Source organism: Aeribacillus pallidus, assembly GCF_050478865.1.
Taxonomy (GTDB): domain Bacteria; phylum Bacillota; class Bacilli; order Bacillales; family JACDOC01; genus JACDOC01.
Map to the genome: position 1 here is coordinate 35310 of NZ_JBCNBW010000001.1, position 23803 is coordinate 59112.

At 37.5% G+C, this 23803-nt stretch carries 30 protein-coding genes; 22 read left to right on the forward strand and 8 right to left on the reverse strand.

Annotated features, from left to right (window positions below; genetic code table 11):
• Nucleotides 1-3 precede the first annotated feature (3 nt).
• From ctaF to ABES52_RS00180, 3 genes are all read left to right on the forward strand, one after another.
• Entirely contained in the window at nt 4-333 is a 330-nt protein-coding gene (gene ctaF, locus ABES52_RS00170) for a cytochrome c oxidase subunit IVB (RefSeq protein ID WP_429647747.1), read from the forward strand.
• Nucleotides 334-496: 163 nt separating this feature from the next.
• The gene (gene ctaG, locus ABES52_RS00175) at nt 497-1408 is read left to right on the forward strand and encodes a cytochrome c oxidase assembly factor CtaG (RefSeq protein ID WP_429647749.1); all 912 of its coding nucleotides are present in this window, start codon (nt 497-499) and stop codon (nt 1406-1408) included.
• 79 nt (nt 1409-1487) lie between these two features.
• A complete protein-coding gene (locus ABES52_RS00180; protein ID WP_429647751.1) occupies nt 1488-1949 on the forward strand; it encodes a DUF420 domain-containing protein in 462 nt (153 codons plus the stop codon).
• Nucleotides 1950-2179: 230 nt separating this feature from the next.
• On the opposite strand, the gene ytvI is transcribed toward ABES52_RS00180, so the two are convergent.
• Nucleotides 2180-3238 (reverse strand): sporulation integral membrane protein YtvI, encoded by a 1059-nt coding sequence (ytvI, locus tag ABES52_RS00185; RefSeq protein ID WP_429647752.1) that lies wholly within the window; start codon nt 3236-3238, stop codon nt 2180-2182.
• 158 nt (nt 3239-3396) lie between these two features.
• The gene (locus ABES52_RS00190) at nt 3397-3756 is read right to left on the reverse strand and encodes a YugN family protein (protein WP_429647754.1); all 360 of its coding nucleotides are present in this window, start codon (nt 3754-3756) and stop codon (nt 3397-3399) included.
• 232 nt (nt 3757-3988) lie between these two features.
• Between ABES52_RS00190 and ABES52_RS00195 the strand changes: the two genes are divergently transcribed.
• Together ABES52_RS00195 and ABES52_RS00200 are read left to right on the forward strand one after the other, a co-directional pair.
• Complete coding sequence (locus ABES52_RS00195; RefSeq protein WP_429647756.1) at nt 3989-4423, forward strand: CBS domain-containing protein; 435 nt, start codon at nt 3989-3991, stop codon at nt 4421-4423.
• 229 nt (nt 4424-4652) lie between these two features.
• Nucleotides 4653-5633, forward strand: a complete 981-nt coding sequence (locus tag ABES52_RS00200; protein WP_429647758.1) for a CAP domain-containing protein — start codon at nt 4653-4655, stop codon at nt 5631-5633.
• A gap of 6 nt (nt 5634-5639) precedes the next feature.
• On the opposite strand, the gene ABES52_RS00205 is transcribed toward ABES52_RS00200, so the two are convergent.
• The gene (locus ABES52_RS00205; protein ID WP_429647760.1) at nt 5640-6128 is read right to left on the reverse strand and encodes a PaaI family thioesterase; all 489 of its coding nucleotides are present in this window, start codon (nt 6126-6128) and stop codon (nt 5640-5642) included.
• Between the two features lie 119 nt (nt 6129-6247).
• On the opposite strand from ABES52_RS00205, the gene ABES52_RS00210 reads away from it, so the two are divergent.
• The 4 genes from ABES52_RS00210 to ABES52_RS00225 all read left to right on the forward strand — a co-directional run bounded on the left by ABES52_RS00210 (nt 6248) and on the right by ABES52_RS00225 (nt 7851).
• Nucleotides 6248-6643, forward strand: coding sequence for a YlbD family protein (locus ABES52_RS00210; protein ID WP_429647761.1), 396 nt, complete (start codon nt 6248-6250; stop codon nt 6641-6643).
• 10 nt (nt 6644-6653) lie between these two features.
• Complete coding sequence (locus tag ABES52_RS00215) at nt 6654-6887, forward strand: YlbE-like family protein (RefSeq protein ID WP_429647763.1); 234 nt, start codon at nt 6654-6656, stop codon at nt 6885-6887.
• Nucleotides 6888-6967: 80 nt separating this feature from the next.
• Nucleotides 6968-7345, forward strand: a complete 378-nt coding sequence (locus tag ABES52_RS00220; protein WP_429647765.1) for a hypothetical protein — start codon at nt 6968-6970, stop codon at nt 7343-7345.
• A gap of 59 nt (nt 7346-7404) precedes the next feature.
• On the forward strand, nt 7405-7851 hold the full coding sequence (locus ABES52_RS00225) for a YlbF/YmcA family competence regulator (protein WP_429647767.1): 447 nt from the start codon (nt 7405-7407) through the stop codon (nt 7849-7851).
• A 28-nt stretch (nt 7852-7879) separates the two neighbouring features.
• Here the strand turns inward: ABES52_RS00225 and ABES52_RS00230 are convergent, their stop codons facing one another.
• Entirely contained in the window at nt 7880-8203 is a 324-nt protein-coding gene (locus ABES52_RS00230; RefSeq protein ID WP_429647769.1) for a hypothetical protein, read from the reverse strand.
• A gap of 101 nt (nt 8204-8304) precedes the next feature.
• Here ABES52_RS00230 and ABES52_RS00235 point away from each other — a divergent pair, with 101 nt between their 5' ends.
• Nucleotides 8305-8580 carry a YlbG family protein gene (locus tag ABES52_RS00235; protein ID WP_429647771.1) on the forward strand — a complete coding sequence of 92 codons (276 nt, stop codon included), beginning with the start codon at nt 8305-8307 and terminating at the stop codon, nt 8578-8580.
• 58 nt (nt 8581-8638) lie between these two features.
• Here the strand turns inward: ABES52_RS00235 and ABES52_RS00240 are convergent, their stop codons facing one another.
• The gene (locus ABES52_RS00240; RefSeq protein WP_429647773.1) at nt 8639-9028 is read right to left on the reverse strand and encodes a DUF7147 family protein; all 390 of its coding nucleotides are present in this window, start codon (nt 9026-9028) and stop codon (nt 8639-8641) included.
• Nucleotides 9029-9242: 214 nt separating this feature from the next.
• Between ABES52_RS00240 and ABES52_RS00245 the strand changes: the two genes are divergently transcribed.
• The 3 genes from ABES52_RS00245 to coaD all read left to right on the forward strand — a co-directional run bounded on the left by ABES52_RS00245 (nt 9243) and on the right by coaD (nt 12314).
• Nucleotides 9243-10652: a hypothetical protein gene (locus ABES52_RS00245; protein WP_429647775.1), complete on the forward strand. Its 1410-nt coding sequence runs from the start codon at nt 9243-9245 to the stop codon at nt 10650-10652.
• A 601-nt stretch (nt 10653-11253) separates the two neighbouring features.
• Nucleotides 11254-11814, forward strand: a complete 561-nt coding sequence (gene rsmD, locus ABES52_RS00250; protein WP_429647777.1) for a 16S rRNA (guanine(966)-N(2))-methyltransferase RsmD — start codon at nt 11254-11256, stop codon at nt 11812-11814.
• A 14-nt stretch (nt 11815-11828) separates the two neighbouring features.
• Entirely contained in the window at nt 11829-12314 is a 486-nt protein-coding gene (gene coaD, locus ABES52_RS00255; RefSeq protein ID WP_429647779.1) for a pantetheine-phosphate adenylyltransferase, read from the forward strand.
• Nucleotides 12315-12531: 217 nt separating this feature from the next.
• On the opposite strand, the gene ylbJ is transcribed toward coaD, so the two are convergent.
• Complete coding sequence (gene ylbJ, locus ABES52_RS00260; RefSeq protein ID WP_429647781.1) at nt 12532-13755, reverse strand: sporulation integral membrane protein YlbJ; 1224 nt, start codon at nt 13753-13755, stop codon at nt 12532-12534.
• A gap of 159 nt (nt 13756-13914) precedes the next feature.
• Here ylbJ and ABES52_RS00265 point away from each other — a divergent pair, with 159 nt between their 5' ends.
• On the forward strand, nt 13915-14694 hold the full coding sequence (locus ABES52_RS00265; RefSeq protein ID WP_429647782.1) for a patatin-like phospholipase family protein: 780 nt from the start codon (nt 13915-13917) through the stop codon (nt 14692-14694).
• 6 nt (nt 14695-14700) lie between these two features.
• Nucleotides 14701-15753 (forward strand): SepM family pheromone-processing serine protease, encoded by a 1053-nt coding sequence (locus ABES52_RS00270; RefSeq protein ID WP_429647784.1) that lies wholly within the window; start codon nt 14701-14703, stop codon nt 15751-15753.
• Nucleotides 15754-15824: 71 nt separating this feature from the next.
• On the opposite strand, the gene ABES52_RS00275 is transcribed toward ABES52_RS00270, so the two are convergent.
• Nucleotides 15825-17042 carry a nucleotidyltransferase gene (locus tag ABES52_RS00275; RefSeq protein WP_429647786.1) on the reverse strand — a complete coding sequence of 406 codons (1218 nt, stop codon included), beginning with the start codon at nt 17040-17042 and terminating at the stop codon, nt 15825-15827.
• 216 nt (nt 17043-17258) lie between these two features.
• On the opposite strand from ABES52_RS00275, the gene ABES52_RS00280 reads away from it, so the two are divergent.
• From ABES52_RS00280 to ABES52_RS00295, 4 genes are all read left to right on the forward strand, one after another.
• Nucleotides 17259-17792: a YceD family protein gene (locus tag ABES52_RS00280; RefSeq protein WP_429647788.1), complete on the forward strand. Its 534-nt coding sequence runs from the start codon at nt 17259-17261 to the stop codon at nt 17790-17792.
• A 66-nt stretch (nt 17793-17858) separates the two neighbouring features.
• Nucleotides 17859-18032 (forward strand): 50S ribosomal protein L32, encoded by a 174-nt coding sequence (gene rpmF, locus ABES52_RS00285; RefSeq protein ID WP_429647790.1) that lies wholly within the window; start codon nt 17859-17861, stop codon nt 18030-18032.
• A gap of 189 nt (nt 18033-18221) precedes the next feature.
• Nucleotides 18222-18980, forward strand: coding sequence for an enoyl-CoA hydratase/isomerase family protein (locus ABES52_RS00290; protein ID WP_429647792.1), 759 nt, complete (start codon nt 18222-18224; stop codon nt 18978-18980).
• 316 nt (nt 18981-19296) lie between these two features.
• A complete protein-coding gene (locus ABES52_RS00295) occupies nt 19297-19881 on the forward strand; it encodes an RsfA family transcriptional regulator (protein WP_429647794.1) in 585 nt (194 codons plus the stop codon).
• A gap of 60 nt (nt 19882-19941) precedes the next feature.
• Here the strand turns inward: ABES52_RS00295 and ABES52_RS00300 are convergent, their stop codons facing one another.
• Complete coding sequence (locus ABES52_RS00300) at nt 19942-20427, reverse strand: N-acetyltransferase (RefSeq protein WP_429647796.1); 486 nt, start codon at nt 20425-20427, stop codon at nt 19942-19944.
• Between the two features lie 198 nt (nt 20428-20625).
• Between ABES52_RS00300 and ABES52_RS00305 the strand changes: the two genes are divergently transcribed.
• Genes ABES52_RS00305 through ABES52_RS00315 form a run of 3 tightly spaced genes read left to right on the forward strand, consistent with a single transcriptional unit; the run spans nt 20626 to nt 23772 of the window.
• On the forward strand, nt 20626-21969 hold the full coding sequence (locus ABES52_RS00305; protein WP_429647798.1) for an acetyl-CoA carboxylase biotin carboxylase subunit: 1344 nt from the start codon (nt 20626-20628) through the stop codon (nt 21967-21969).
• A gap of 19 nt (nt 21970-21988) precedes the next feature.
• The gene (locus tag ABES52_RS00310) at nt 21989-22201 is read left to right on the forward strand and encodes a biotin/lipoyl-binding carrier protein (RefSeq protein ID WP_429647800.1); all 213 of its coding nucleotides are present in this window, start codon (nt 21989-21991) and stop codon (nt 22199-22201) included.
• A gap of 29 nt (nt 22202-22230) precedes the next feature.
• The gene (locus tag ABES52_RS00315) at nt 22231-23772 is read left to right on the forward strand and encodes an acyl-CoA carboxylase subunit beta (RefSeq protein ID WP_429647802.1); all 1542 of its coding nucleotides are present in this window, start codon (nt 22231-22233) and stop codon (nt 23770-23772) included.
• Nucleotides 23773-23803 lie beyond the last annotated feature (31 nt).

Sequence of the window (23803 nt, forward strand, 5' to 3'; positions counted from 1 at the left end):
CCTATGGCAAATCAAACGAATACCGGTAACCCTAGAGTAGACTATGAGTTTCGTCGCAAAAAGAATGCTGAAGACATGAAATTTCAAGTCATTTCCTTTGTGCTAATGATTTTCTTAACCATCATTGCGTTTTTCGCAGTTGGTGGAGATTTCTCGCATTGGTTTGTCGTACCGTTCATTCTGTTATTAGCAGCAGTACAAGTTATTTTCCAATTGTACTATTTCATGCATATGAGCCATAAAGGACACGAAAAACCTGCGTTGTTCCTTTATTCTGGCTTATTAGTAGCGCTTGTTACTGTGTTAGCGTTCGTAACCATTGTGTGGATTTAATTGGAAAAGGAGCTGACCTCCAGATTGGAATCGTCAGCTCCTCTTTTATTTTTACGGGATTTACACATGAAATTGTCATGAACTTGTCAAGACCATTCATTGAATCCCTAAATTGTAAAAAGTATAATAAAGATAGCATGAACTAAAGCGAGGTGAAGGACACGTGCCTTTGAAAATATTTGGGTTTGAAGCATTATGGAGCCCTTTCTTTTTCGTTGCTATTTTGTTTATGACGACCGTATATTTTTTAGTAACGGTTAAGTGGCGCCATGATTTCCAAAATAATGAGCCATTGAAAAAGAAAGAAGGAGTATTCTTTGTCATTGCGATGATTCTTTTGTATGTTATAAAAGGATCACCCGTCGATTTAATGGGCCACATCTTATTCTCTGTTCATATGGTTCAAATGGCGGTATTATATTTATTGATTCCACCGTTATTAATCGTCGGAATTCCATCATGGCTATGGCAGTTTATCATTAAGCAACCAGTAGTAAAACAAATATTCCAATTTGGAACAAAGCCACTAATTGCTCTTATTTTATTTAACGGAATGTTTTCTTTTTATCATATGCCGATGATTTTTGATGTCATTAAAACCGATGAAACATTGCATGGAATCTATACGTTCGTCCTATTTATTTTTGCCATCTTTATGTGGTGGCCGCTTGTAAATAAATTACCAGGTGAAAACAGACTGCATGGGTTAAAAAAAGTCGGTTACATTTTTGCCGATGGCGTTCTATTAACCCCTGCATGTGCTTTAATTATTTTTGCAGAATCACCGATGTATGCCACATATTACGATGCCTCCGTTTGGCTACAAGCTCTAACATTATGTGTACCAATTGATACGTTAGCTGGATTAAATCTATCAGGGCCTGAACTATTTACAGATATGCCCCCAATTGAAGATCAACAACTTGGTGGGGTGCTCATGAAAATTATTCAAGAAATTGTGTACGGTGTCGTGTTAGCCCAAATTTTCTTTGAATGGTACCGAAAAGAACAAGTAGAAAGTGATTCAATTAATGAACAAGCATTATTAGCTCGAAATCCGCAAACTACAGAATAAAATATAAAGCGGCAGGCCATTAAGCAGCTTGCCGCCTCTATATGCTTTTATGATACATAGTAGAAAAGGAGAAAAAGAAATGACAGTGCCAATTTTACCAACGATTAGTACATCTTGTATTGTCATTAGTGCAGTTTTAGTGGCGATTGGTTGGTGGCAGATTAAACAGAAAAAAACTGAAGCTCATCAAAAAACAATGTTTGCTGCCGCTATTTTTGCACTTTTGTTCTTTCTTATCTATTTAAGCAGGACCATATTTATTGGAAATACAGCGTTTGGTGGACCTGATGATGTGAAAATTTACTACACAGTCTTTCTCATTTTCCATATTGTTCTTGCTACTACAGGAGCCGTCTTTGGCCTGGTTACATTATTTTCGGCGTATAAAAAGGAATGGACTCGTCATCGAAAGTTAGGACCAATAACAAGCATTGTATGGTTTTTTACAGCTACGACTGGGGTTGTTGTTTATTTATTGTTATATGTGATTTATCAAGGTGGAGAAACAACTTCCGTTATTAAAGCGATTTTAGGATTTTAACGAAAAAAGACTAAGGGAAGCAAATATCCCTTAGTCTTTTTATATTTTGGTCTGTTAAATGATAGTGTTGATATTTATCATTTCGCTTATGGCGGACGCTTTCCGCGGGCAAGCCGAAAGCCGCTTCCCTCGCTACGCTCAAGTATGGGTTTTGCCTGGCTTCTTGTTCCCGCTGGAGTCGCCGCCGTGTGAACAACTTGCTATAAATCAACAATGAAATATAACATAGCCTATATTTTAAAGTCAGTTTTAATAATTCCTGCTTCTTTGGCAGAATTAAATACAATTAAAACAAGTGGTCCTAAAATAAACCCTAACATACCGAGTAGTTTCAAACCAATATACATTGCTATTAATGTTGCTAACGGGGATAGTCCGATATGGCTACCCATCACTTTTGGTTCGACTGTTCGGCGAATAATTAACAAAATGGCGGCTAAGATGGCCAATTTTGTTCCTAGAGCAATATCACCTGTTACTAGATGAAACAATGCCCAAGGACCTAAAATAACAATCGATCCAATAATTGGAATAAAATCAATTAACCATATAATTAATGACATTACAAAGGCTATGTCAGGAGTAATGATTAAAAGACCGATTAAGGAAGCAATAAAAATAATGATACTAACTAAAAATTGTGCTTTGAAAAAACCAAAAATAACGTAAGACAGTCTAGATGTCATAAAAGACACTTTATCTGCTGTTTCTTCGTTTAAGTGGTTATATATCATTTTACGCAATTGTGGTAAATCAATCATAAATAAAAATAAAGCAATGAGAAAGACTAAAAAGCTGACCAAGTAGTTTGGTATGTATGACAATGCTGCGCTAATGGTCTCGATATTCACATAATTTAAAATAATCTCCTTTGATCTTTTAAAAAAATCGTTGATTTGGGAGGTAATTTCATCGACAAAATCTTTAGGTAAATCTTTTGCAGCATGGGTAAGATACGTTTCCGCATTTGCCCAAGCTACAGAAATTTCATTAATATAGGTCGGGGCATCTTTTACTACCTTTACTGCTTCCCCAACTACTTTTGTCGTCACAAAATATGACGTTAAGCCAATAAAAAGCAAAAAGACTAAAAACACTATTAAAACTGCGTATTTCCGTTTCAGCTTTATTTTTCGCTGGAAAAGCTTTACTGCAGGTTCTAAAAATAAAGCGGTAATTAACGCCGATATGATCGGAATTGAAACTGGTAATATGTAGTAGAGAACAATCCCGATGATGAGAATTGCTAAGATGAGAAAAACCGTCTTTCTTTTAAAAATTGACGCCAAGGTATATGTCTAGCTCCTTTCTAACGACACTTTTTATTTTATTATAGTATGGTTATCATTTTATGAACAATGATTTTGTTTTTTAAATTGTAAAGAAATCAAAGGATTGAATTTAAATAAAAAAGTGTAGAGAATGTAATCTCTACACTCGATTGAAATTATTCTGCAAACATTTCAATTTCTTTTTTCACATCTTCTAAAATTTTCTCACATTGTTTGACTAGATGTTCAGGGAAATGTTCTCCTTCACCGTATTCAACACCGTGTGGATAATAATGTTTACCAAGAAGTGGTTTCATCAGTTGAATTAACGCATCGTGACTTCCTACGTCACCTTCAACAGCGTATCCTTGAACACGTAAGTAGTATGTACCTTCTTTAATTTCAAATTTGCGGTCGTACGTTACACGTTCATAATCCCATTGTGATTCACGAAGTAAACCATGGGAGCGCATGACTTCATCTAATCGAACTAAATCCGCTTTTAAGTTTTCAATTCCAGTATTTTCGAATCTCATGATTATTTCCCTCCTATATGTTCAAACATACCGATCGCATGCCTTAACAGACATTCTGGAAACTACACATTTTAATAATAGACGAAAAGGAAGGAACATGCAATGTGTTCTCACGGAAGTTTTCCAAATGGACAAAAATAGCCTTGAATAATTTTGAACAAAAAGGAGATGCTATTGTTGTGGATAACACAAATAGTGTGAAACACAATGGAAAATGATAAGGAGGGTTTACATGACAACAGTTCGGGAAATTATGACGAGTGACGTCGAAACATGCTCCTTACTAGACAATGTATTTGAAGTGGCTCAAAAAATGAAACAGTACAATGTAGGAGCCATTCCGATTGTTGATGGAGATCGATTAGTTGGGATGATTACCGACCGTGATATAGTGATTCGCTGTATTGCCGAAAAACATCCACCTTCATCCAAAGTGCAAGATATAATGAGCGAGCAGCTTGTTACCGTTTCACCAGATACGCCAACGGATGAGGCGGCTCGATTAATGTCTGAGCATCAAATTAGACGATTACCAGTCGTTGATGGCGAACGGCTCGTCGGTATCGTATCACTTGGAGATTTTGCTGTACGTGAGTTAACAGACAATCAAGCAAAACAAGCGTTATCAGAAATTTCCGAACCAAGCAACGAACATTATTCTCATTAATTCATGTAAAGGTGTCCATTAATGGGCACTTTTTTATGTATTAGTGAAAGTACATAACTGTTTATTGAATTATTTGAAATGATATAATATTAGTAGGAAATAGCTACTCGAGAAAGAGAGGAGGATCCTCCTGAAACTTTTAATTCGCATATTACTTGTTTTAACAATTGTTCTTGTTTATAACATTTATACTAATTCATCCTCGGAGAAAAACGAACTGCTAACGGGAATGGAGCAAAAAGTTCCTAAATATTTGGAAGAACTTAATCAGTCAACTAACGAGTTGATTTCTACGGATGAACGTCCAACACAAGGTGTTTCAACGTTTATCGGAAAAACAGTGGAAGAGTGGACGAAAGTATACGGGAAGCCTTCGAGAATTGACCCTACTCCCTATGGTTACGAATGGTGGATTTATAATCAAGATTATAAGACATATATGCAGGTAGGTGTAGAAGAGAATACAATTGTTACTATATTTGTTATGGGGGAAGAAGTCGATATCTTTCCATACCAAATTGGACAAAAAGTAGAGGATATTTATCAATTTACGTTTGTTGAAACAGAGCACGTTGTTGAGCTTCCTTCTGGCACCTACCGATTTGAATTGTCAGAAGAAGATATAAATACGAGACCACTTATCGCACTTGGAGATATTTATGCCCAGTTGTATATTGATAAATTCACGAGTACACTCTCCAGTGTTCGTTTTTTAAACGGAAAAACACTAGTCAAACAACATCCGTACGAAATGGTGTATCGTGGGGAATTACTTGAAGCAGATCCCCTAACAGAAGAGATGTGGAAAAAGGTTGAATCAGGCACAGAACAGCAAATTTTTGAACTAACTAATATTATACGCCAACGTTTTCAGTTAGATCCGCTTTTATGGGACGAGAAAACGGCTGAAGTGGCCTACAATCATAGTGTTGATATGTATGAAAGCGATTTTTTCTCCCATGAATCTCCCGAGTCAGGAACGCTCTTTGACAGGTTGAAGACAGCTGATATTTTATTTTCGTTAGCGGGTGAAAATATTGCCGCCCATTATACCGATGGACCAGCTGTTGTCGAGGGATGGCTGAATTCGAAAGGACATCGGGAAATTATGTTGAATGAGGATTTTACCCATATAGGTGTTGGGGTGTATCAACAATATTTTACCCAAAATTACATTAGTAAAGAATGGTTAAATGTAGGAGAGAGATAATCTCTCCTATTTTTTTGTAATAATGAAAAATGTTCCTGTTCCGTGGGCAATTAATTGATTAGACGAATCCACAACTTTACCTTCTAACACCATCGTTTTTTTTCCATGATGTAAAAGTTGCGTAGTGGCCGAAATTGAACCATTGGAAACAGGGGCTATGTAATGAATCGATAAATTGGAAGTTACAGCACCTAAATGGTCAGGAAGTAGTTGGTTAGCATAAGTTCCCATGACAGAATCTAATAAAGTAAAGGTGATCCCCCCGTGTAAAATACCTAATGAATTTTCGGTAAGTAAATGAACAGGAAGCGTCCCTCGTGTAATAACACCGTTTTCAAGTTCATAATCAATATGAAAGAGAGAACGTAAATATGTACCTCGTTTATGTTTTTGCTTATTTTTCAGTCCTTCTAAGACGTGTTTTAAAACGTGTATATCTTCTTTCGTTGCTTCCTTTAGTACTGATTCAAATAACGAATATAACTCTTTATCCATTTTTACCCTTCCATTATTATTGTTGTTTTTTATCATATCATGAGTTTCTGAATTTAGCACCATTTCTTTTGTTATACATAGGCTATAGCAGATAAATATCTTGGCGGAGGTGATACGATGTGGAAAAACAACTTCACCCTGACGTAGAAAAATTTAAACAGTTCGTTAAGAACCATCCTAAATTAATCCAACGCGTACGCCGAGGAGAAGTAACATGGCAAGAAATGTATGAAGATTGGTATTTGTTAGGGGAAGACGATCCAAAGTGGGATCCATATAAAGATAAAAATGTAGAAGAACAACCTTCAAAAGAAAGTGATGGGAACTGGATGAACCAAATCGGATCGATGTTAAAAAAAATTGATGTAAATCAGTTCCAATCCCATATACAACAACTCAATGAAGCATTGGGTTCTATTCAAGGAGTATTAGCCCAATTTCAACAATCAAATAAACAAACGAGAACGAGCGGAGAAGAAAAACGCCCACATCCGTTTAGCTTTCGAAAGGATTAGGTGATGATTCATGAGAAGTGATGTGATGGAGTACATTCGACGTGATCCATTTTTACATCAATTTTTACGACAACAACCGGCGTGGTATCGTATGTTGAGTCGTTCCCCACAAGACTTGGAACAATTTGAAATTGCTTCGCTACATTACTATAAAAAAACGATACCACATCGGGTCGAAAAATTTTCCCAAACCCTACAAATGGCATCGATGATGATGTCCATGTTGGATATTATGAAACAATAGGATAGATGCTATTTATAATAGGTCCCTTATGTGTAAAACAAACGCTTCTTGCAAATGATAAAGGCAAGGAGTGATGGAAGATGAAAAAATGCCTTTTGATGATCGGATTTGTCTTCGTCTTATTTGGTTGTAAGCAAGACTTTCCAGAACCAGAATCAGTTTCAGCTGCCCATATTCAACATACGCAACAAAAAAAATTACAAGTTCGACATATTGTGCAAGGAAACAATGTTTTTGTTGAATGTGTCGTCCAAGGGGTATCATTTGCTTCTGAAAAAGGAAAGAAAAATGGGAAAATTATTGTGTATCTTGATGGTAAGCGCTTTGGAGAATATCATACGGCTGCTTTTGTCATGAAGGGAGTAAAAAAAGGTGTTCATTTAGTAAAAATTGATATCGTTTCACCGCATAACGAATCATACCATTTGTCTAGAAATTTTTACGTGACCATTTCGTAAAGCTTGAACATTTTCCCACTCATCTCGAACGTGGTACAATAAAGAGAGGAGGTGGGCGAATGTTAGCAACGATGGAGCAAATTGAAATTATCAATTTTGCTGAACAATTAGCCAATATGATTATTCAATCAGAGACGGCCGAACAGTACCGTCGCTGTTATCATAAATTATATACAGACGAACAAACAAAGCGGAAAATTCAAGCGTTTGTTCAACTAAAGGAACGTTACGAAGAAGTTCAACGTTTTGGGAAGTATCACCCTGATTACAAAGAAGTAACACGAAAAATTCGGGAAGTAAAAAGGGAAATGGATTTAGATGAAAATGTGGCTAATTTCAGACGGGCAGAAAATGACATGCAACAGCTTCTTGATGAAATTAGTCGATTAATAGGTCATGCGGTTTCACCTCAAATTAAAGTTCCGACCGGAAATCCATTTTTCGATTCCTTATCAAGCTGCGGTGGTGGCTGTGGATCGGGAGGAGCGTGTGGTTGTTCTTCATGAGTGATCGTTGGAAAATACGATCACTCTTTTACGTGTTGTAAGGTCTAAGACGAATACAATCTTCACAAATGTTACCACAGCAAAACATTTTTTCTTGCGGGACATAAAAGCGGTGACGGTAAATAAAGGTTTCTACATTTTTTCGAAAAAAATGGGTTTCCGCATGAAGTCTCTTTCCGCGCATCGCTTTACCAGCACAAGATTTAATCAAGTGTTCCACCTCTTCTTTTGGGAGGGAAGAAGTAATATATAAAAAAGGTATCCCTGCACTTTTTCTCATTTTTGCCAAATGAATGGCTTCTTCTTTATTTAATAATTGCAGGAAGTGGTCCCAAATAACAGCCAAATCCATGTTATACACCTTCCAGATATCAGTTGAAAGATTTGCTAAAAATATGCTAGACTTAGGAAAAATACGAATTAGATAGATACAAGTATTAAGGGGAAAATTATATGTTTGTTGAACGTCAAGGGTTAATTGTGTGGTTATATCATTTAAAGCACGTAAAATCGATCCGTCGATTTGGTAACATTCATTACGTATCAAAACGGTTAAAATATGTTGTATTATATTGTAATCAAGACGAATTGGAAACGGTTATAGATAAACTCTCTTCATTTTCATTCGTCAAAAAAGTAGAACCATCTTACAAACCTTTTTTAAAAACGGAGTTTGAAAACTCCAAACCAGATAAAGCAAAAGAATATGATTATAAAATGGGCTTTTAACTTCAAGCTCGTATATGTAATCATTCGAAAAAACACCACTTACAAAAGTGGTGTTTTCTTATTGTAACGGAGGAAGGTATTTATTCATTCGTAATATACCGATTAAATGCTGATAATATAATTCCTTTTCAGCAAACATCGTGGAAGGTTTAACGTTCATTTCGATAATTTCTTTGTTTAGTTCTCTGGCAAGCTCCTTAAACAAATCAAACCGTTTATTTGGCTTTGTATATGGATAAGGAATTCCTTCCCTACAGATATAAAGTGGTTGAAAATCACCTGGTGATGTTGGATGTAATACAACGACGAGGGAAGTGACTTCATTTCCATTCACAACCGTATGAAATGCCATTAAATGAGCAAGGCGGTGTTGATTCCGACGAGCAATTTCTAGTAGCTCATATATGTCCGAATACCCTTCTCCAAGTTCGATAAACCGTTGAATCAACTCTTAACGCCTCCTTATAAATTCAAATTTATCCTCTCTTACTTTATCATTGCCAAGTTAAAATGAGAAGAGAATATTTCTTTGTCCATCCTTTTATTGAAATATTCCTTTTATGAAAATCGTTTGAAAAAATTCCATTAATTCCACAAAAAATTTGTTAATATAGAAAAGTAAAAATGATTTAGTTAAGTGAAAGAATAAGGGGAAACGCAAAATGTTTAGAACATCTTTAATGTTTATATTAACGTCTCTAGCATCCATTGGTGGGTTTTTATTTTTTCAATGGCAAGATTACGTTACGGCACTAAAGCATGAAGACGAAGAACAGGTGATGGTCGATCAAACCATAGAAGTTACTTATCGAGACGATAAGTTATACATTAAACAAACGTTGTACGATCTTCCTGAAGGAACATATACGGTCACCCTGCCAACAGGGATTTCCGAGGCATCCTGTATCAATAGTGAGGGCCAGGCTTGTGAAAGATGGAAAGAAGGGGAGGAAAGGACTTTTTTTACGTCTTCAGGCAATGTTACCATTACCTATCATCTACGGGTTCAAAGAAATACGGAACCTTTGATTAAAAATTGGTATGCCCAATTTTCCAATTTAAAAATTTTACATACCATCGTACAACTATCAGATGAATCGAAGCAGGAAGGGACTTGGGTTGTTAGCGGAAAAAGAACGTCGTTTATTGAAAAAAATTATATAAATTTTTACCGGTTTGAAACAGCAGGGACACCATCTTCTCTTTATTGGCATGAATCTCCTATGGTAATGAATGAGTGGACTTCAACCATCACAGTGTATACACCAACTGAACTTACTATTAAGGCGGAAGAATGGAAAAAGTTTTTAGAGCAAGTAGAGGCAACCATTATTATGTCGGATATACAATCTTCAACAGATGGAAAGCTATATTTTTTTCGTAATGAACAAGATTTTGAGCAATTGCAGTATGAACTTGCTTTTAATTATGTGAATAATCGCTTTGACTTTTTAGAAGAAGAAAAATGGCTTGCTTCTGTTGTTTCTTCTTTACTTGCCGATGAAAAGTCAAATCATTCAAAAGCGAATCTAATCGTACAAGAACTAAAAGATCAGTTGACAGAGAAAACATATTTCGCCTTAATTGATTCTATAATTGCACATGACGGAGAGTTATCGGCCGAACGGTTAGACAATATGATTTACGAACTAACTGGACTTAAAACGAACTTTTTTCAAGAAAATAAGCAAGAAAACGTACCATTTAGGCACTTTTTATTGTTTGATGGAAGGAAGTTACAAGTAAATGGTCGTGTGTTAGACAAGGAAGAGGCTGTGTATTTTTCGGGAAGACGATGGTATCCATTTCTTTCTACTATGCAAGCGCTTGGATATGAAACGAGACCAATTGTCGAACGAGAATCCTATATTGTTAAACAAGCGGGAAACGTATATCGATTATATCTAGATGAAACCTTTTTCATATTTAACGAAGAAAGTTTTGGATTAACGCGCAATCCATTAACCGAACTCAATGAGGAAATTTTCATCGATGAGGCTTGGCTTGAAAAAATTTTCCGAGTGTATATTAGCCACTTAGATGAGACCATTTTGATTGAAAAGAATTTTTAACATATGTTAGCAAAAGGCTCTGTTAAAGAATGCTGTTGCTATTTAGCATTTCGATGCAGGCGGACGCTTTCCGCGGGCAAGGTGCAAGCCGCTTCCCTCGCTACGCTCAAGTATGGGTCTTGCGGCTTCTTGTTCCCGCTGGAGTCGCCGCCTTTCGCTTCATGTGAACAACTTACTAAAAATCAACAATGAAAGATAACATAGCCTAGCAAAAAAAAATCCCTGCAACGAACCATTGCAGGGTCCTCCTAACTCCTTCAAAGAAGGAAAGAAGGCAAAGGGAGAGGAGAAACCGGAGGAAGAACTTATGGGGAAACGTAAGTCTTCTCCGTGGTTGGCAACAACATCAATGACCGATGTTGTTATTATCAGTATCACCAATTGATGATAAATTATGCAGGATGGAAGAAATTTTATGAAGTTTTGAAAAAAATCATTGCAACACAAAAAAGGTCTACAAAAAACAATGCAATTTTCTTAATTTTCTTTATATAATGGATGGTGGACTGAATATTATCTTTTTTTCCTGATATAGCACATCTACTCGAATTATGATAGGATAAGGAAGAAATTTATTTCCTAGAAGTAAGTGGTGAATGGTATGAGAGTAATTTCGGGTAGTTGTAAAGGACGAGTGTTAAAATCAGTTCCGGGAAATCAAACAAGACCAACCACGGATAAAGTAAAGGAATCAATTTTTAATATGATAGGTCCATATTTTCATGGGGGAGTGGCTTTAGATTTATTTGCTGGAAGCGGTGGGGTAGGAATTGAAGCGCTAAGCCGCGGAATGGATAAGGCCATTTTCGTTGATCGTCATCCGAAAGCGATTCAAACCATTAAACAGAACGTTTCCTTATGTAAGTTAGAAGACAAAAGTGAAATTTACCGAAATGACGCTTTTCGCGCGTTAAAAGCTCTGATCAAACGACAATTGACTTTTGATTGTGTGTTTTTAGACCCGCCCTACAAACAACAAGAATTAGAAAAGATTTTACATATTTTAGATAATGAGCAGTTAGTAAATGAAAACGGTTTCATCGTGTGTGAACACGAGGCAAACGTTCAATTACCAAATGAGGTTGGACAGTTCCAAGTCATAAAAAAAGAAACGTATGGAATTATTGGAATTACCATTTTTCAACGGTCGGCTCAACAATAAAGGGGGTTAACAAAGTGGGAAAAATTGCAGTTTGTCCAGGAAGTTTTGACCCGATTACATACGGACACCTCGACATCATTCAACGAGGAGCTAAAGTATTTGATGAAGTGTATGTGTGCGTCTTAAATAATTCTTCGAAAAAGCCGTTGTTTACGGTAGAAGAGCGGGTTCAATTAATTGAAGAAGTGACGAAGCCGATTCCAAATGTAAAAGTAGATACGTTTCAAGGGTTATTAGTCGATTACGCGAAAAGTGTCAATGCCAATGCGATTATCCGAGGGTTACGTGCTGTTTCCGATTTTGAATACGAAATGCAAATTACATCGGTCAACCGCGTGTTAAATGAAGATATTGAAACATTTTTTGTGATGACAAATAACCAATATTCCTTTTTAAGTTCGAGCATTGTAAAAGAAGTCGCCAAGTATAATGGGAATATATCTGAACTTGTACCAAAGCCTGTAGAAGAAGCGCTTAAAAAGAAATTTTCGCTAGACTAGTAAGAAAAAAGTGTCCATATAAAGAATAATCTGTCCATTATTATGAAAAATTTGTTCAAAAGAAAGCAGAGAGTTATTTTCTGGAACAGAACATACTTTTTTCGAAAACCTTAAGGAATGGTACGCAATCTTCGAATAAGATACATATTCGATGTACGATAAAAAGAGAATAGAGACGGAATAATATAAAAAGGGATCGCTTTCACGCGGTCCCTTTTTATTTAGCGATTTTTATTATTTTTTGCCGATAAATCCAACAATAACATACAAGTACGATAATTGTAAAAAGAGGACCAATTGATGAAATCATGTAGTAGGATTGATGGATAAGACTTGATGTGGTTGAAAGGAATACTGGAATAACGTCTGCTGGCTGTTCTTCCATAAAAAACCGTTCGTATATAGGGGACCAACACAACCAAGTGAGGATACTTGAGAAACAGCCGTGTAAAATTCGGGCCAAGAAAAAAGGAGTAAATCGAATATCGGTATCTGCCAAAATACTTGCCACTTGGGCATGAACACTAAAGCCACTAAAAGCAAGGATAAAACTTGTTAGCATTGCTTGATGCATTAAGTCGACATTTTTCACATCACTTGTTAATTGACTTCCTAGCGTTATTTCAAATAACCCTGAAATAAACGGAATACTGAGAGTGCTCGGAAAATGTAGTCCATGAAACACCCATCCAACCAAGAATGCGAAAGTATCTGTAATGTTCAAACGATATAAAATTTGATTGACAACTGAAAAAAGAATAATGAATCCACCTATTAGTAATAACGTGTTCACAGATGAAATAACTGAATCTCCTAAAATTTGCCCGAATGGACGAGTTTCCTTTATACGCGTAACGTGTAATTCATGAAATGCTTTTTGAATAGAAAAGGAGCGGTGGAATCTTGATTCTGAGGGAACTTCTTTTTCTCTTCCATAAAAACGCATGACAAGTCCGACTCCAACATTACCTATATAATGCGACAAGGCTAAAATAATGCCAAGCGACGGATTATGAAAAAAACCAACTGCTACTGCCCCGAAAATAAATAACGGATTCGAAGAATTAGTGAATGAAACAAGCCGCTCTGCTTCTATTTTTGAAATTTGGCCTTTTTGACGCAGTCGGGCGGTTAATTTCGCTCCAGAAGGAAAGCCAGAAGCCATGCCCATCGCCCACACGAAACCGCCTGCCCCAGGGACTCGAAATATGGGACGCATGAACGGTTCTAATAATACACCGATAAAATTGACAACTCCAAATCCAATTAATAATTCTGACATAATAAAAAAGGGAAGAAGTGAAGGAAAGACGATTTCCCACCACATATGTAGTCCTCGAATCGATGCATCTACCACTTCTTTAGGAAAAAAAATAAAGGAGCCTGTTAATAATGAGAGGGACAAAGCAATGAACAGACTCATCAGCATGGACGATTTCATGCAGACCCTCCTTTGACGAATGTAAAACATGAAGGAATTTCGTAACAATGGTAAAATTTATTATTATTACATATTACCAAGCCTTGTCCTCATATAAATCAATATACGAAACAGATAAGAAGTTTAGACCGCTAATTTCGGCAGGAAGGAGGAGCATCCGTGGACAGACCTCGAATCGGGTTAGCGTTAGGATCAGGTGGAGCAAGAGGTTTTGCCCATCTAGGGGTTTTAAAAGTGTTAGTGGAAGAGAATATTCCGATTGATTATATTGCAGGAAGTAGTATGGGAGCGTTAATCGGTACGTTCTATGGGGTAGGGCATTCCATTGAATCGATGTATAAGTTGTCAACCGCCTTTAAACGAAAATATTTTCTTGATTTTACTGTCCCGAAAATGGGCTTTATTAGTGGGAAACGATTAAAGGAATTTATTCACCTTTTTAGTCATCAAAAGCGGTTGGAAGATTTACATCCTCCTGTGGCAGTAGTCGCGACCGATTTGATGCGAGCAGAAAAAATCGTTTTTACACAAGGCTCAATTGCCGATGCGGTTCGTGCAAGTATATCTATTCCTGGTATTTTTGTTCCAGAAAAAATAAACGGAAAATTGCTCGTTGATGGAGGAGTGATTGACCGTGTTCCCGTTTCTGTTGTTCGGGAAATGGGAGCAAACATCGTCATAGGAGTTGATGTTGCTCACGTTAAACAAAACGAAGAGATTACCAATATTTACGATGTGATCATGCAAAGCATTGATATTATGCAAATGGAATTAGTGGAAAGTCGGGAAATTGCGTCCGATGTCATGATTCGGCCACGTGTAGAGCAATTTAGTTCACGAGCGTTCAAGAATACAGAAGAAATTATCGCCATTGGAGAAGAAGAAACTAGACGAATGATTTCGACCATTCGACAAGTGATCCAACAGTGGAAGGAGTAACGACTTATGCTCAAACAAAAATGGTCAAGATGGTTTTTCGTGATTCTAACCGTCATCCTCATCAGTGTATCATTTATTCAACTCCCTTATTACGTAACGAAACCCGGCATGGCTCATGACGTCGAACCAATGGTCGAAGTAGAAGGTGGTTTCGATGCAGAAGGGACCTTTATGCTAACAACGGTTCGATTAGGAAAAGCGAATGTATATTCCTTTTTACTTGCTAAAGTAAATAAATACCAATATTTATACCAAGAAAACGAAATCCGACGAACCGACGAAACGGAGGAAGAGTACCATCTGAAACAACTTCAAATGATGGAAAACTCGAGAGAAAGTGCAATCGAAGTGGCATACAAAAAAGCGGGAAAAGAGATTAACTATCAATATAAAGGTGTCATTGTCATTGATATATATCCAGGGATGCCAGCTGAAGGGAAATTGGAGTTAGGCGATCGAATTATAGCCATAAATCAAATGAAAGTGAAGAATACGGAGCAGTTCATCTCGTATGTTTCCTCAAAAAAAGAAGGGGATTCGATTCGTATACAATTTATACGGGAGGGGAAACAAATGGAAGAAACATTAACGGTGGCTCCATTTCCACAGCAACCAAATAAAGTCGGCATAGGCATAGGGTTAGTAGACGATAAGAAAGTACAAACTGATCCGCAAATTGAAATAAATACGGAAGAAATTGGTGGTCCATCTGCAGGTTTAATGATGACGTTGGAAATCTATAATCAATTAACGAAAAAAGATATAACAAAAGGGTATAAGATTGCTGGAACGGGGACGATCGATTCAGAAGGGAATGTCGGTAGAATAGGTGGTATTGAGCAAAAAGTCGTTGCCGCCCATGAAGCGGGAGCAGACATCTTTTTTGCACCGAACGACCCGATTAGTAAAGAAATCAAGCAACAAAATCACATTGTATCGAATTATGAAGCAGCTTTAAAAACAGCGAGAGACATAGGAACGAATATGAAAATTGTTCCTGTGACTAGCTTTGAAGAAGCGTTAGCTTATTTGGAAAAACTCCCACCAAAAGAAAAATAGACGTGTTTTCTGTTTGTAAAAAACGCTTGGAATGTTCCAAGCGTTTTTACTTTTAGAGAAACGATCATAAATTATGATTTTTTAAAATACACTGGTGGACAAGTGAAATCCATGTTCATGAGGTCTCGTCTTTTCTTTGTTTTTTTAACTCCAATGCCATATGTTCTTGTTGCGAGAAGGTCGAAGGCGAGTAGTTCTTGTACGTTTGCTCCTACTTTCGAAATGAGCGGCAATGATAAATCTTTTTTGATTTGAGAAAGATAGTTTCGTCCATTTTCCGACATACCTAATAAACGAATATAGGAAGGTGCTTTCATCGATTTCCACATATCCTCTTTTCTTGTATTCATTAAAATATGTACGCACATTCGTTGAAGGCGGGTCCATGTATATCGTTTTGTCTTCATTTTTTCCATAAAATCATGAAAGCTTACGGAAGATGGCGCCATTTCTTTCAGACGATATTCAATTCCTTCCTCCACTTCGTATATTTCACGTAATTGTTCGATGGATGATGTTATTAAGCGATATTGCAGAAATGGCCAATACGATTCCCAATGATGTAACTGACCTATTTCTTGATAATAATTTTGTAAGGCTGCTAACGTTGTTACAGGAACATAAGAGGCAATTTGGTTCCAGTCCTTCGTTTCGAAAAACGCTTTTCGAATACTTGTGGCGCTCGCAATCGTATCAGATGAAAAACGTTCATCATGATAATGGGCCGACTTCCGCTCGATTGTATACGGAACGATTGACGCCTGTATGTCATCCACTGCTTTTACATAGTGAAACCCTAATATGTTATTTGGTTGACTTAAATCTATTCCATCCCGAATATTCAATGATTGAAAAGCACGTGATACAGCCGTTGGATAACTGACTCCTTTTTTCATTTCCTGTTTTATAATGGCATCGATTTGATTTTTATGGTTTTTAAACATCTGTACCGTATGGACAAAGTGGTCGATTGTACCAGATTCACTACCAAAGCAAAATCGGGTGCATTTCATACTTTCTAGTAAAAACACAGCCCCAAAAGCAAATGTTTCCGCTTTTTGGACAGCAAAGGTATACGGAAGCTCGATTACGATATCAATTCCTGCTGCTAATGCCATGTGAGTTCGCGTCCATTTGGAAACGATAGCTGGCTCCCCGCGCTGTAGAAAATTTCCGCTCATCACGGCAATAACAACATCAGCATTTGTCTTTCGCTTCGCTTCATTCAAATGGTATAGATGTCCGTTATGAAAAGGATTGTATTCTACAATAACCCCTGTTGCTTGCATGATCCACTCTCCCATTCCTCACATCATTTGCCTTAATTTTAGTGTAATGAAAAGAGGAGAAAATGAAAAGGTAAGAGGTATAGTTCACCATTGTTTGAGAAATATCTACAATATGTAGTACATTAAAAAAGACATAAAGTGATAGTGTAAAGAAAAAATATTGACAAAAGGTATAACGGAAGCTATAATTACCTTTGTTGCCTTGAGGTGATTTATTTGAAATGGTCAACAATACAACTACAAAAATTTCGTAATAAGGGTTTAGCCATCGATGAAATGGTAGATGTCCATGATTTAAAGGAGATTGAACCTCAAATTCGAGACCTTTCTCCGATTCATGTGACGGGTAGAGCAGATATTAGCTCTGAAAAAATTACCTTTCATCTTCGGATTCAGGGCACTTTCGTGTTACCTTGTGCGCGAACCCTTAACGATGTACATTATCCAATTGATATCCAAACACTGGAAACGTTTCTTCTGAAATCACTTCCTTATGAGGAGATGGAGGAAGAAGAAGTGCATCGAGTCCAAGGAGATGTGATTGATTTACTTCCAATCGTTAAGGAACTTCTCCTGTTAGAGGTACCGATGCAAGTGTTTAGCGATGAAGCAGAAGGGGAGCTTCCTTCAGGTAAAGGATGGGAAGTTATGTCTGAAGAGGACGCGTTGTCAAAAGACGAAGAAGAAAAACCAATTGACCCACGATTAGCTGCTTTATCGAAGTTTTTTGAAAAAAAGGATGAATCTTAATTTGGGAAGAACCAGCTAGTTCTGGCCTTCATATTTTTTCGTAATCTCTTTAAGGAGGTGGGAAGAATGGCTGTACCTTTTAGAAGAACATCTAAAACGGCAAAAAGAAAGCGCCGTACTCATTTCAAACTACAAGTACCTGGTATGGTAGAATGCCCAAACTGCGGTGAAATGAAATTAGCTCACCGTGTATGTAAAGCGTGCGGAACTTACAAAGGAAAAGAAGTAGTAAACAAATAATTATTTTCCATCAATGAAAAAGCGTAGAGAGACCATGGCTCTTTACGCTTTTTCTTATTTTTGGCGTTTTTATCATTAGTTATCTTCTCATCCTTCGGTCGTCGTTAAGTTTGTTTTATCAATGGAGCTGACCTTGTAGTTCCAAAAGTTGCTCGATAAAATGAAAGAAAAAAAGGTAGGAGCGATACAATGGGTTCATATGTTATTCAACAACCGTCTACGGATATTCTTATGTTTCGAATTACAAGAGAATCAATTCGAAATGCGATCAACTATGAAGTAATGGAAGGTCTTGAGCACGCATTAAACGAAGTTGAAGAGAACAAGCGTATTAAAGCATTGGTTATTACAGGTGAAGGAGAACAGGCCTTTTGTTCGGGTGGTGATTTATCGGTCTTTCATGGTTTAAAAACAAAAGAGGAAGCATTGCCGATGCTTCAACGGATGGGGAATCTTTTATATCGTTTAGCCACCATTCCTAAGCCTACGGTTGCGCTTGTAAATGGTATTGCGGTCGGAGGGGGTTGTGAATTAGCAACGGCATGTGATTTTCGTCTTGCAAGAGAAGGAACGAAAATGGGATTTATTCAAGGTACATTGGCTATTACTACTGGATGGGGTGGGGCTTCCTTATTATATGAAAAAATGGATGTGTATCGTGCCATGAAAATACTAATGGAAGCTGATGTTTATCCTGTTGAAACATTGGCAGAGTGGGGATACATACATAAAATTATCGCAAAACCAGAATTTAAAGAAGTAGAATCCTTTTTGGAACGAATGGTGTTACGTGATGTCAATGTTATTCAATCATATAAAAAAGTGTTAGTCCAAAAATGGGTGCAAAATGGCTTAAAAGAACGAATGGACAACGAGATAAAAACGTGCAGCGAATTATGGGAGAAGGATGCCCACCATGAGGCAGTCCGTCAATTTTTAAATAAATAGCTATGTTATATTTCATTGTTGATTTTTGCAAGTTGTTCACACGGCGGCGACTCAAAGCGGGGACAAGAAGCCAGGCAAGACCCATACTTGAGCGTAGCGAGGGGAGCGGCTTGCGGCTTGCCCGCGGAAAGCGTCCGCCCAAGCGTAATGTATAAATTTCAACAGGATCGGTTAACAAAGCCAAAAAATTTGTCCTACTATTAAGTTAGTTCCTTAACTCTCCTCTATAGCCTAAAAAATGACAGATAGTAATAGAATTTTCGTCTATCGTTTCTATGAAGTGCATACATATAGATAAAAAAGGAGGGGAGAAAGAATGACGGGAGCACGGCAAGATGCATGGACACAAGACGAAGATTTATTGTTAGCTGAAGTTGTGTTACGGCATATTCGTGAGGGTAGTACACAGTTAAAAGCCTTTGAGGAAGTAGGAAAAAAGTTATCGCGAACGCCTGCTGCGTGTGGATTTCGTTGGAACTCTTATGTAAGAAAACAATATCAATCAGGAATTGAGTTAGCGAAAAAAAGACGAAAGGAACTTAAAAAAGAAACTTCTCAACGTAAAGAAGAAACGGCACTTGCAACATCCTCCTTGTCTATCTCGCAAATCATAACCTATTTAAAAAAAATAGAATCCGACATTTCTTCGGTCCAAAAAATACAAGAAGAAAAAAGTCAGCTACAGTATAAATATAACCAACTACAAGAAGAAAACAAAAAATTGCATCAGGAAAATGAGCAACTAATTGAAAAACTAGAAACTTTATCAGAGGACTATCGAATTATGTTAAATTTAATGGAAAAAGCACGGAAATTAGCACTTAATGAAAACAGTGAGGAAAAGAAAAATGTGAAGTTTCAAATGGACAAAAACGGGAACTTACATCGTGTAGAAAAATAATAGGAAAAGGCTGTCTTACAAGGGATGAAAAATCCAGATAGACAGCCTTTAGTATTATTATTATGCATCAGAGGAAACTTTTTGTTCTTTTACACCATTGGGATACCAAACTAGCGGATTTTCCCCCAAGTCGCGATCCATATCATAGGTGACTGGTTCAAAGCCCATCTTCTCCCAAAACGGCTGGGATTTGACGCGGGCATTCGTTTTAATTGGAAGGCCAAAACTTTTGGCAAACTCCACTAGCTTTCGGCCAAAACCACGATTTTGATATCCTGGTAATACTTCTAATTTCCATAACTCTAAATACGTTTGTGGTGGATCAAAATAACGGTCGTATTTCGCATCCCGTTGATACAAACTCATTCGTGCAACGAGCTTGTCACCAAAGTAAATTCCGTAAAACGGTGAGTCACTGTCGTTTTCAATCATATTCGCTTGTAAATCTTCAAGCATCGATAATTCTTGTAACCCGTATTCTTTAAACTGTTTAAATTCTTCAAGCGTTTTATAATTTATTTTTAAACGTTCAACTTTTTCAGCCATCCGAATCCCCCTTTGTCCTTGCCATTATTGGTCAATAATGACCTAACTATCTTTTGTTTTTATTATATATCAAAAATAAAAAAAATTCTGCCATTAATTTAAGAAAACGTTTACAAAAAAAGAAGGAATTTTCCGATTTTTGTAGAATGCTATGGTTGGGAGTGCCATTGGATCTCAAGCGAAGAAAGGGGTACGAACGTGCGAAAAATATTAATTGCCAATCGGGGAGAAATTGCTTCACGGATTATTCGAACGTGTCAACAATTAGGGATTGAAACGGTCGCTGTTTATTCGGATGCCGATGCCCACATGCCGTTTGTAAAAGAAGCGGATATTGCTTATCGCATCGGTGAATCACCGGTGAACAAGTCGTATTTAAACATGGAAACAATAATTCAAATCGCAAAAGACGAAAAAGTAGATGGTATTCATCCCGGCTATGGGTTGCTTTCAGAAAACGCTCAATTTGCAAAAAAAGTAGAAGAAGCAGGCATATCCTTTATCGGGCCAAAAGCAGAGACCATTGAAAAAATGGGTGATAAAATTGCTGCGCGTAAAACGATGCAGCAAGCAGGAGTTCCAGTCGTTCCTGGAAGTGATGAAAGGTGTGAAACGATTGAAGAAGCGAAACAATTGGCCCAGCAAATTGGGTATCCCGTCATGTTAAAAGCGAGTGGTGGCGGGGGCGGAATTGGTATGATTCGATGCGATCATGAGCAAGCGCTCGTTCAAAACTTTGCTTCTACTAAAAATCGTGCGAAAGCCTACTTTGGTTCTGATGAAGTGTTTATTGAAAAATGTATAAACAACGGAAGACATATTGAAGTTCAAATTTTTGGAGATACTTTTGGTAATTACGTTCATCTTTTTGAGCGAAATTGCTCTGTCCAAAGAAGAAATCAAAAAGTCATTGAAGAAGCGCTATCACCAGCATTGTCAGAAGAAACAAGAGAGAAAATGTATACAGCTGCAATTCAAGCGGCGAAAGCGGTTAAATATGTGAATGCTGGAACCGTTGAGTTTATTGTTGATGAACATGAAAACTTTTATTTTTTGGAAATGAATACACGCTTACAAGTGGAACACCCAGTTACGGAAAAGGTTACTGGATTTGATTTAGTTAAATGGCAAATTCAAGTGGCTGCAGGTGAACCGTTACCTATTAAACAACAAGACATCGTTCCCCAAGGACATAGTATCGAATTCCGGGTGTATGCAGAGGATCCGGTCACGTTTTACCCTTCTCCTGGTAAGATTACGAAGTTATATTGGCCTGACGTTTCATCCGTACGTGTTGATAGTGGCTACGAGGAAGGAGGAACGGTCACTCCGTTTTATGATCCGATGATTGCAAAAGTGATTGTTTCTGGACGTGATCGTAACGATTGCCTTCTACGAGCGAAAGAATATATCGAATTAGTAGAAATTGAAGGAATCAAAACAAATATTCCTTTATTAAAAGAAATGTTGAACTATTCCGCATTTGTTCAAGGAACGTATACGACACAAGTAGTGCAACAATTGTATTCAACAAAGAAATGATATGTAGGAGGATTAAAAGATGAAAGAAATTACATCAAGTATGGCAGGAACCGTGTTATCCGTAATCGTAAGTGAAGGCGATGAAGTATCAGCAGGTCAAACCGTTTTAATGTTGGAGTCTATGAAAATGGAAATTCCTGTCGAAGCTCAAGAGGAAGGAAAAGTAAAAAATGTGAATGTCGGTGTTGGCGACTTTGTGAACGAAGGGGATGTGTTGATTACTTTAGAATAGATACAAGCGAACAAAGGGGAGTGATTCGATTGGCAACAACAATCTCTTTAGAACAAAAGTTAAAGGAACAGAAAAAACAAATTGCTGCAGGGGGACACCCAAAATATCATGAGAAATTAAAAGAAAATAATAAGTTATTCGTTCGGGAACGCTTAAAGCTGTTGTTTGATAACGGCAAATATCAAGAGGATGGGTTGTTCGCTAACTGTCAAGCAGGTGATTTACCTGCTGATGGAGTTGTTACGGCCATAGGAAAAATCCACGGTCAGACCGTCTGTGTCATGGCAAACGATTCAACAGTTAAAGCTGGATCGTGGGGGGCACGGACCGTCGAAAAAATTATTCGTATCCAAGAAACGGCGGAAAAATTAAAAGTTCCTCTACTTTATTTAGTCGACTCAGCTGGTGCTCGAATTACCGATCAATTAGAAATGTTTCCGAATCGTCGCGGAGCTGGACGAATTTTTTATAATCAAGTGAAATTATCTGGAGTGATCCCACAAGTATGTTTATTATTTGGTCCTTCCGCAGCAGGCGGTGCATATATTCCAGCCTTTTGTGATATTGTCATCATGGTGGATAAAAATGCTTCTATGTATTTAGGATCACCCCGTATGGCTGAAAAGGTTATTGGTGAGAAGGTGACGTTAGAAGAAATGGGTGGGGCGCGCATGCATTGTACGATAAGTGGCTGCGGTGATATGCTCGTTCAATCCGAACAAGAAGCGATCGAAGCGGCGCGGAGATATTTAACGTATTTTCCACCGAATTTTCAACACCGACCACAACTGGTGGACCCTGTTGCACCGAAAGAAGGGAGACCGCTAGAACAAATCATTCCGGTTCATCAAAATGCTCCATTTGATATGTATGAATGTATCGACGCCTTAGTTGATGAAGGAAGCTTTTTTGAAATTAAAAAATTATTTGCCCAAGAATTGATTACTGGTTTAGCCCGAATTGGGGGACGGGTTGTAGGCATTATCGCCAATCAACCGAAAGTAAAAGGCGGTGTTCTTTTCGTTGATTCTGCTGATAAAGGAGCAAAGTTTATCCAATTATGCGATGCCTTCCACATCCCGTTATTGTTCTTAGCGGATGTACCGGGATTTATGATTGGTACGAAAGTGGAACGTGCCGGCATTATTCGCCATGGGGCTAAGCTAATTGCGGCAATGAGTTCAGCGACCGTTCCAAAAATATCGGTCATTGTACGAAAAGCATACGGTGCTGGATTGTATGCAATGGCGGGGCCAGCATTTGAACCGGATTGTTGTATTGCGCTTCCTACCGCGCAAATTGCTGTTATGGGACCAGAAGCTGCGGTAAATGCCGTTTATTCAAACAAAATTCAAGCGATTGAAGATCCGAAAGAACGGATGGCGTTTATCCAAGAAAAACAAAAAGAGTATAAAGAACATATTGACATATATAAACTAGCATCCGAGCTCATTGTCGATGATATCGTCTCTCCTAATGAATTACGCGAGGTATTAATCGATCGATTCAATTTATATGAAACGAAGGAACTTCATTTTAGCACACGCAAACATCCGGTATATCCTGTTTAATAGATCTGGGAGCTTTCCCAGGTCTTTTTTC

Excerpts from the sequence above, each read along its gene's own strand:
- ABES52_RS00230 (WP_429647769.1), bottom strand. The coding sequence starts at position 8,203 with ATGGATTTGGCTGTTATTTGGGACCACTTCCTGCAATTATTAAATAAA.
- rpmF (WP_429647790.1), top strand. The coding sequence starts at position 17,859 with ATGGCTGTACCTTTTAGAAGAACATCTAAAACGGCAAAAAGAAAGCGC.
- ctaF (WP_429647747.1), top strand. The coding sequence starts at position 4 with ATGGCAAATCAAACGAATACCGGTAACCCTAGAGTAGACTATGAGTTT.
- ABES52_RS00205 (WP_429647760.1), bottom strand. The coding sequence starts at position 6,128 with ATGGATAAAGAGTTATATTCGTTATTTGAATCAGTACTAAAGGAAGCA.
- ABES52_RS00275 (WP_429647786.1), bottom strand. The coding sequence starts at position 17,042 with ATGCAAGCAACAGGGGTTATTGTAGAATACAATCCTTTTCATAACGGA.
- ABES52_RS00190 (WP_429647754.1), bottom strand. The coding sequence starts at position 3,756 with ATGAGATTCGAAAATACTGGAATTGAAAACTTAAAAGCGGATTTAGTT.
- ABES52_RS00270 (WP_429647784.1), top strand. The coding sequence starts at position 14,701 with ATGCTCAAACAAAAATGGTCAAGATGGTTTTTCGTGATTCTAACCGTC.
- ABES52_RS00310 (WP_429647800.1), top strand. The coding sequence starts at position 21,989 with ATGAAAGAAATTACATCAAGTATGGCAGGAACCGTGTTATCCGTAATC.
- ABES52_RS00225 (WP_429647767.1), top strand. The coding sequence starts at position 7,405 with ATGTTAGCAACGATGGAGCAAATTGAAATTATCAATTTTGCTGAACAA.
- ABES52_RS00235 (WP_429647771.1), top strand. The coding sequence starts at position 8,305 with ATGTTTGTTGAACGTCAAGGGTTAATTGTGTGGTTATATCATTTAAAG.
- ABES52_RS00195 (WP_429647756.1), top strand. The coding sequence starts at position 3,989 with ATGACAACAGTTCGGGAAATTATGACGAGTGACGTCGAAACATGCTCC.
- rsmD (WP_429647777.1), top strand. The coding sequence starts at position 11,254 with ATGAGAGTAATTTCGGGTAGTTGTAAAGGACGAGTGTTAAAATCAGTT.
- ylbJ (WP_429647781.1), bottom strand. The coding sequence starts at position 13,755 with ATGAAATCGTCCATGCTGATGAGTCTGTTCATTGCTTTGTCCCTCTCA.
- ABES52_RS00295 (WP_429647794.1), top strand. The coding sequence starts at position 19,297 with ATGACGGGAGCACGGCAAGATGCATGGACACAAGACGAAGATTTATTG.
- ABES52_RS00245 (WP_429647775.1), top strand. The coding sequence starts at position 9,243 with ATGTTTAGAACATCTTTAATGTTTATATTAACGTCTCTAGCATCCATT.
- ABES52_RS00300 (WP_429647796.1), bottom strand. The coding sequence starts at position 20,427 with ATGGCTGAAAAAGTTGAACGTTTAAAAATAAATTATAAAACGCTTGAA.
- ABES52_RS00215 (WP_429647763.1), top strand. The coding sequence starts at position 6,654 with ATGAGAAGTGATGTGATGGAGTACATTCGACGTGATCCATTTTTACAT.
- ABES52_RS00290 (WP_429647792.1), top strand. The coding sequence starts at position 18,222 with ATGGGTTCATATGTTATTCAACAACCGTCTACGGATATTCTTATGTTT.
- ABES52_RS00220 (WP_429647765.1), top strand. The coding sequence starts at position 6,968 with ATGAAAAAATGCCTTTTGATGATCGGATTTGTCTTCGTCTTATTTGGT.
- ABES52_RS00200 (WP_429647758.1), top strand. The coding sequence starts at position 4,653 with ATGGAGCAAAAAGTTCCTAAATATTTGGAAGAACTTAATCAGTCAACT.
- ABES52_RS00180 (WP_429647751.1), top strand. The coding sequence starts at position 1,488 with ATGACAGTGCCAATTTTACCAACGATTAGTACATCTTGTATTGTCATT.